Source organism: Embleya sp. NPDC059213, assembly GCF_042754445.1.
Taxonomy (GTDB): domain Bacteria; phylum Actinomycetota; class Actinomycetes; order Streptomycetales; family Streptomycetaceae; genus Embleya.
In genome coordinates, this window is the sequence record NZ_JBHZAV010000322.1 from 1 (window position 1) to 6241 (window position 6241).

Sequence of the window (6241 nt, forward strand, 5' to 3'; positions counted from 1 at the left end):
CGGGGGGGCCCCCCCCCCCCCCCCCGCCCCGCGCGCGCCGGCCCCCCTGGGGGGCCGCCCCCGCGGCGGGCCCGCTCGCCCCCCGCCCGCCCCCGCGACGTGTGAGCAACTTCGCGCCCGCCCGGATGGTCAAGCAGCGTGCCCTCGGGGCCTCGGGGCAACGTGCGGGGAGGCAGGCTCCTCGGGGGACACAGTCGGGGCGGGGCCCGCCTGTTCGCCGTATTCGCCGAGGTCGCGCTTGAGGTAAATGTAGACGGGGATGCCCAGGAGCACGGCGAACAGCCCGTAGTAGACGGTCTGGTAGCCGCTGCCCTGGATCGACCAGTAGGAGAACGCCAAGGCGGTGCCCGCCACCAGCACGTCACGGGCGAAGCGGCCTCGACTCGCCCGGCGGGCGTGGGTGACGAGCCAGTAAAGCTGGGCGGCGGCGGAGAACAGGTAGGGGATCGCGGCGGTCAGGACACTCAGCAACACGATGCTGGTGAACACGTGGTCGAAGCTGGTGTAGGCGGCCACCGTGATCAGCGAGGCCAAGACCGTGGCGGCAAGGATGCCGAAGACGGGGGTGTCGCCGCGCTTGCGGGCAAACGCCTTGGGGAACAGGCCCTCGCGGGCGGCGGCGTACGGCATCTCGGCACAGATCATCGTCCAGCCCCCCAGCGCGCCGATCCCGGACACGATCGCGGCCACCGCGACCGCGTCGCCGGCCCACGAGCCGCCCGCCATGTTGTCGGCGGCGTCGGTGAACGGCGCAGTGGAGGCTACGAGTTCGGCGTGAGGGACGGCGCCGAAGACGGCGAGCGTGCCGAGCAGGTAGACCGCCGCGCAGGCGAGGGTGCCGTACACCGTGGCGCGGGGCACGTTGCGGCCGGGCTCACGGACTCGGCCGGCCGCGACCGAGACCGTCTCCAGGCCGATGTAGCTGAACAGCGCGATGGCCGCGGCGGCGGAGATCGCTCCCATCGGCGATCCGCCTCGCGCGTTGAAGGCGCCGAGGTTGTCGGTGTCCAGGAAGAAGAGGCCGATGGTGCCCATCAGGATCAAGGGGACGAACTTGAGCACGGTGGTGACGATCTGGAAGGCACCCATGCTGCGCAGGCCGGCCAGGTTGATCACTGCGGGGATCCACAGGCCCGTCAGCGCGATGGCGACCGAACCCCACGTGTTGTGACCGGTGTTGACGAAAACCTCGACGTAGCCGACCCAGGCCACCACGATCGCGGCGTTGCCCGCCCACGCGGTGATCCAGTACGACCAGGCGTTGAGGAACCCGGCGAACTCGCCGAACGCCTCCCGGGCGTAGACATAGGGGCCGCCGCTGCCGGGGACCCGCCGGGACAACCGCCCGAACGTGACCGCAAGCGCCAGGGCGCCGACGGTGACGATGGCGAACGCCACCAGGGAGATGGGGCCGTACGGTGCGAGCGCGGCCGGCAGGGCGAACACGCCGGTGCCGATGATGCTGCCCACCACCAGGGCCGTGGCGGTGGGCAGACCGAAGGTGGAGGCGGAGCGGCGTGCCCCCTCGGTGGAGGAGCCCGGTTCCCGGGCCGTGACGTGGGAAGGGGCCGTTCTTTTCCTGAGCATGGCGAATCCTCGTCGTCGCGATGGATTCGACCGAGCGAGGCGGTGTGCCGTGGCGGAACTGCTCCGGTCGAACGCTTGCAGCGTGGCCGCCGGAGCGCCGGCACGCCGGTGCCGAAGGTCCCGGTGGGGACGCCGTTGGTCATCACGCCCGCTCGGGTCGTACGGCACACCTACGCCGGGACGCGGACCGGACCGGGCCGAAGGGCCCGGTGCACCGGGCAACGCGACCCTGTGACGGCACCCGAATCGGCGACACGCTCGTGGTGTCCGGCCGAAGACGTCGCCGTCGATGCCTCGGTGACTCGCCGCATATCGACCAGGGGGTTCGCATGTTGCAACGCAGGATCGAGGATGTCATGACCCGTGACGTCGTCACCGTCGGTCCCGACACCGAGTTCCAGGACATCGTCGCCGCGTTGGACGCCCGGCGGATCAGCGCCCTGCCGGTCGTCGACGACGAGCGGCGGATCCTGGGCATCGTCTCGGAGGCCGACCTGCTTCGTGCCCGGGTGGAGCAGGCCGAGGACGCCCACCTCCTGCCGGGCCCGCGCCGACTGGCGAACCGACACACCACGAACGAGGGCCACACGGCGCACGAACTGATGACCACCCCTGTGGTGAGCGTGGAACCGGTCTCGAGCACACTGCGCGGCGCGCGTCTGATGGACCGCCACCACGTCAAGCGCCTCCCGGTGGTCGACGCCGACGGTCGGCTGATCGGCATCGTCAGCCGCTGCGACCTGTTGCGCACCTTCCTGCGCCCGGACACCGAGATCCGGGACGAGATCGAGCACGACGTCCTGCGCGGCGCGCTGTGGCTGGAGCCCGGCACGATCGGGGTCGACGTGCGCGACGCCGTGGTGTGCCTGTCCGGTGCGGTCGACAACCGGAGTCTCATAGACATCGTGGTGCGGCTGTGCCGTGCCGTCGACGGCGTCGAAAGCGTGACTCACACCCTCACCTTCGACTTCGACGACAGCCACATCAGGCCCGGCCCGGCACACTTCACCCGCCGCTCGCCCGGCCGTTGAGCAGGACTCGGTACCCCACGCCCGCGGCCGCATCGGCCGCGTCGGGCGAGCGATCACCCTCGCGTGGGGGCGGGTGATCGCCGCGCCCTCAGGCGAGTCGACTGCGACTGCCGGACCTGTACGGACCACCCCATTCGTCGAACAACGGCCCTGCGGCGGGCTGAGATCACGCGGGCTCGGGAACGCTTCGGCGTCCGGGGCCTGCGATGTGCTCGGAGCAACCGGCTCGGATCGAGTTCGAGCCGTCGCTCCGAATCGCACCGCCGTGCCGTGGACGGCCGACTCCACCCGTCGACCGTGTTTCCGCCTGAACCACCCGGGGCCGAACGGCCCTGTCGCCCCTTCCCCGTCGGGGACAGGCCGTCGTACGACGTCGGCGACGACCGTAGCGAGCACGGCAGGTTCACCGGCTACGCGACGGTCGGGGTCGCAACGAGGCGCTCCGACCACCGTCGGCGATCCGCGCGGCGCACCTGCGGCGAAATCACGGTCTCACCGGTAATCCGTACCCAATACCCACTGGATCCCAGGAGTTCAACGTGAACGACAACACGTCGGCCGGTGCAACCGCAGGTGCCGACGACGCGACCGTGCGCGGTCACGTCATCGTGGGCGTGGACGGTTCCCCTGTCTCGGACCTCGCGACCGATCGGGCCGCCGACGAGGCGGCCCTGCGACACGTACCGCTGGAGGTGCTGCACGTCGTCGAATGGGCCCCGTCCCGCGAAGGGGACGGCTGCGCCGCGCAGTTGCGGGGCGAGGCGGAGGTTCTCGTTGTCAGGGCCGCCGATCGGGCCCGCCGGCGGCAACCCGACCTGGTGATCGTCACCACCGTCACCCTCGCCCGAACCATCCCCGCCCTGGAGGAGGCCGGCGAGCGCGCGGCGCCTCGTCCTCGGCAATCGCGGTCGGGGCGGTTTCGTCGGCCTATTGCTGGGTTCGGTCTCGCTGTCCGTCGCCGCCTCCTCACGGTGTCCGGTCCTCGTCGTCCACGCGCGACACACCAACGCCCCGGCGGACGAGCCGGGCACGGTCGTCGTGGGCATCTCCGACTTCGACTGCCACCCCGCTGGCGAGGCCGCGTTCGCTGCGGCACGTGCGCGCGGTGTGCCCCTGCGCGCTGTGCACGCGTGGACTCCGCCGGTGTCCCCTGCGGCGCCCTACGCGGCTACGCTGTGGTCCGGTGACGAAGGACGCAAGGCCGCCGAGGCCACGCTCCGCGCCGCTCTGGCCCCGCTCGTGGACAAGTATCCCGACGTGTCCGTCACCGAGGAGGCCGTATGTGACGTCCCTGCTCACGTGCTCCTGGCCACCACCGACGAGGCCGACCTGATCGTGCTGGCCGCCCACCGCCGCCACGGTCGCTTCGGCCCCAACCTGGGCCACGTCACCCATGTACTGCTGCACCACAGCAAGGCGCCGGTCCTGCTGATCCCCATCGACTGACTCGTCCCGACCGCGTAAACCGAGACCGCCGGGTGGTGAACCACTCGGCGGTCTCGGCGCGTTCGGCGGCGCGGACTCGGTCCGACGGCACGACCGGGAGGGGCGCGTGCGCGTAGTGCATGGGAGGGCCCGAATCAGCCGATCGAGCGCATCGGCCAACTCCCTCAGTAGGCGCGGAGTCCGTGCACGCGGAACTGTGCGCGCACCCGCCCGACAAGTTCGAGCGTCGGCAACGATGTGTATCGTCACGCCCCCGCCGCTCGCGGGCAGAAAGTCCCGGCAGCCAATGATCTTGTCCATCACCTCGTCGACGTCCGTGCACCGACCGTCGCGCAGGTGCCAGGTGTCCGGGTTGGAGCAGTACAGGCAGCGCAGCGGGCAGCCGCCCACGAAGAGCACGAAGCGGGTCCCGGGCCCGTCCACGCCCGTGGACATGTCCCGCGAGTGCACCATGCCCACATGTCCGACCTTGCGCGGGCCCGGGACCTGTCGCATCGTGCTCCCCTGGCCCGTGGAAGGTCCCGCTGATCACGTCGAGTTGCTGCTCGCGCGTCAGGCGGACGAAGCGAACCGCGTATCCGGACACGCGAATGGCCAGGTTCGGGTAACGCTCCGGGTGTTCCATGGCGTCGGTGAGCGTGGCCCGGTCGAGCACGTTGACGTTCACGTGGAAGCCGCCGGAGGCGAAGTAGCCCTCGAGCAGGCCGACCAGGTTGTCCGCGCGCTCCGTCGGGTCGTGGCCGAGTCCTTCCGGGGTCACGGTGGAGGTCAGCGAGATGCCGTCGCGGGCCCACTCGTAGGCCGAATGGCCCTGGGCTCCGGGCAACGCGGCCCTGTCACACCCTCGACGGCACTCGCATGCTGAGGATGTCCCCGGGGAGGTCATATGACGAAGGTCCTCATCGCATACGCAAGCGCGCACGGCAGTACACGGGAAATCGCCCATCGCATCGGGGAGCGCCTCCGCAGAGGTGGTCTGCAGGCGCGGGTCGGCCCGATGGACGAGATCGAGGACTTGGCCCCGTTCGATGCCTGCATCCTCGGCAGCGCCATCCACGACGGTGCCTGGCTGTCGTCCGCCGCCGCGTTCGTCGACGAGCACTGCGTCGAGCTCGCGGACCGCCCGGTCTGGCTGTTCGACGTCGGCCTCGCTCGCGCGCTCGGCGGCGGCTTCGAGCGCCACGCCCCCACGCCGGAGAGTGTCGCGAAGGTCTCCGCCATCGCGAAGGTGCACGATTACCACCGCTTCGCCGGCGCCATCGCTCGCGACGACCTCTCCTTCCGCGGTCGGTTGTTCTTCCGTCTGGTACGGGGGCGGTTCGGGGACTTCCGCGACTGGTCCGAGATCGAGGGCTGGGCGGACGGCATCGCCGACGAGCTCGTCCCGGACGCACGGATTTCGGGAGGCGGGCCATGACACACCGCACGATCGGGGACGTCATGACGCGTGAGGTCGTCACCGTCGGCTCCGGCGCGAGTTCCGTGACATCGACAGTGTTCTGGAGACCTGGCAGGTCAGTGCGCTTCCGGTGGTCGACGACGGTCATCGGGTGCTGGGCATCGTCTCGGAGGGCGATCTGCTCCCTGCGTATGTCGCCGGCTCCGGGGTGTCGCGGATGCGGTCGGGTCCGGATCGGCATTCCGACGCCGCGTCGTCCGACGAGGAGTTCACCACCCGGGATCTGATGACAGCCCCGGTGATCACCGTGACACCGCCCTCCGGCACCCTGTGGGCAGCCCGGCTGATGGACCGTCACCACGTCAAGCGCTTGCCCGTGGTGGACCGATCCGGGCGGCTGGTGGGCATCGTCAGCCGCCGCGATCTGCTGGGCGCCCTGGTGCGGTCGGACGCGGAGATCCGTCAACGTCGTGGTGCGGCTGTGCGCCGCCGTGGACGGTGTCGAGACGGTCACTCACGGTCTCACCCACCCGCCCGACCCCGTTGCCACACCGCCACACGCGAGCGCTGCGGAGTGAAGTGACGGAACGAGAGGCAGTCGACCACCGATGTCCCCCGAGCTGCTGTCAGCCCGGGGACATGGGTGCGTGCGGGTCGCGATCGTCGGTCTCAGGTCCGGCGCTGCTCGTTGCCCTGGTGCAACTCGGTGACGTAGACCGCCGCTTGGACCCGGCGTTCGAGGCCGAGTTTGTTCAGGACCGCCGAGACGTAGTTCTTG

General features: G+C 70.7%; 5 protein-coding genes and 3 pseudogenes. 5 read left to right on the forward strand and 3 right to left on the reverse strand.

Translation table 11 applies throughout. From position 1 onward, the window contains the following. Window positions 1–129 precede the first annotated feature (129 nt). On the reverse strand, window positions 130–1473 hold the full coding sequence (locus ACFXMF_RS46155; protein ID WP_379992319.1) for an amino acid permease: 1344 nt from the start codon (window positions 1471–1473) through the stop codon (window positions 130–132). Between the two features lie 470 nt (window positions 1474–1943). Between ACFXMF_RS46155 and ACFXMF_RS46160 the strand changes: the two genes are divergently transcribed. The 3 genes and pseudogenes from ACFXMF_RS46160 (at window position 1944) to ACFXMF_RS46170 (ending at window position 4064) form a co-directional block, all read left to right on the forward strand. After that, window positions 1944–2618, forward strand: coding sequence for a CBS domain-containing protein (locus tag ACFXMF_RS46160; protein ID WP_379992316.1), 675 nt, complete (start codon window positions 1944–1946; stop codon window positions 2616–2618). A gap of 614 nt (window positions 2619–3232) precedes the next feature. Beyond that, window positions 3233–3391 (forward strand): annotated as a pseudogene (locus ACFXMF_RS46165) (universal stress protein); the annotation flags it as partial. A gap of 157 nt (window positions 3392–3548) precedes the next feature. Further along, entirely contained in the window at window positions 3549–4064 is a 516-nt protein-coding gene (locus ACFXMF_RS46170) for a universal stress protein (RefSeq protein ID WP_379992314.1), read from the forward strand. A gap of 240 nt (window positions 4065–4304) precedes the next feature. On the opposite strand, the pseudogene ACFXMF_RS46175 reads toward ACFXMF_RS46170, so the two are convergent. Together ACFXMF_RS46175 and ACFXMF_RS46180 are read right to left on the reverse strand one after the other, a co-directional pair. Continuing rightward, window positions 4305–4559: pseudogene (locus ACFXMF_RS46175) on the reverse strand (4Fe-4S cluster-binding domain-containing protein); the annotation flags it as partial. Window positions 4560–4572: 13 nt separating this feature from the next. Further along, a pseudogene (locus ACFXMF_RS46180) lies at window positions 4573–4863 on the reverse strand (glycine radical domain-containing protein); the annotation flags it as partial. A gap of 87 nt (window positions 4864–4950) precedes the next feature. Between ACFXMF_RS46180 and ACFXMF_RS46185 the strand changes: the two are divergent. Both ACFXMF_RS46185 and ACFXMF_RS46190 read left to right on the forward strand, forming a co-directional pair. Further along, entirely contained in the window at window positions 4951–5481 is a 531-nt protein-coding gene (locus ACFXMF_RS46185; protein ID WP_379992313.1) for a flavodoxin domain-containing protein, read from the forward strand. Between the two features lie 82 nt (window positions 5482–5563). After that, window positions 5564–6046 carry a CBS domain-containing protein gene (locus ACFXMF_RS46190; protein ID WP_380021255.1) on the forward strand — a complete coding sequence of 161 codons (483 nt, stop codon included), beginning with the start codon at window positions 5564–5566 and terminating at the stop codon, window positions 6044–6046. Window positions 6047–6241: the final 195 nt, after the last annotated feature.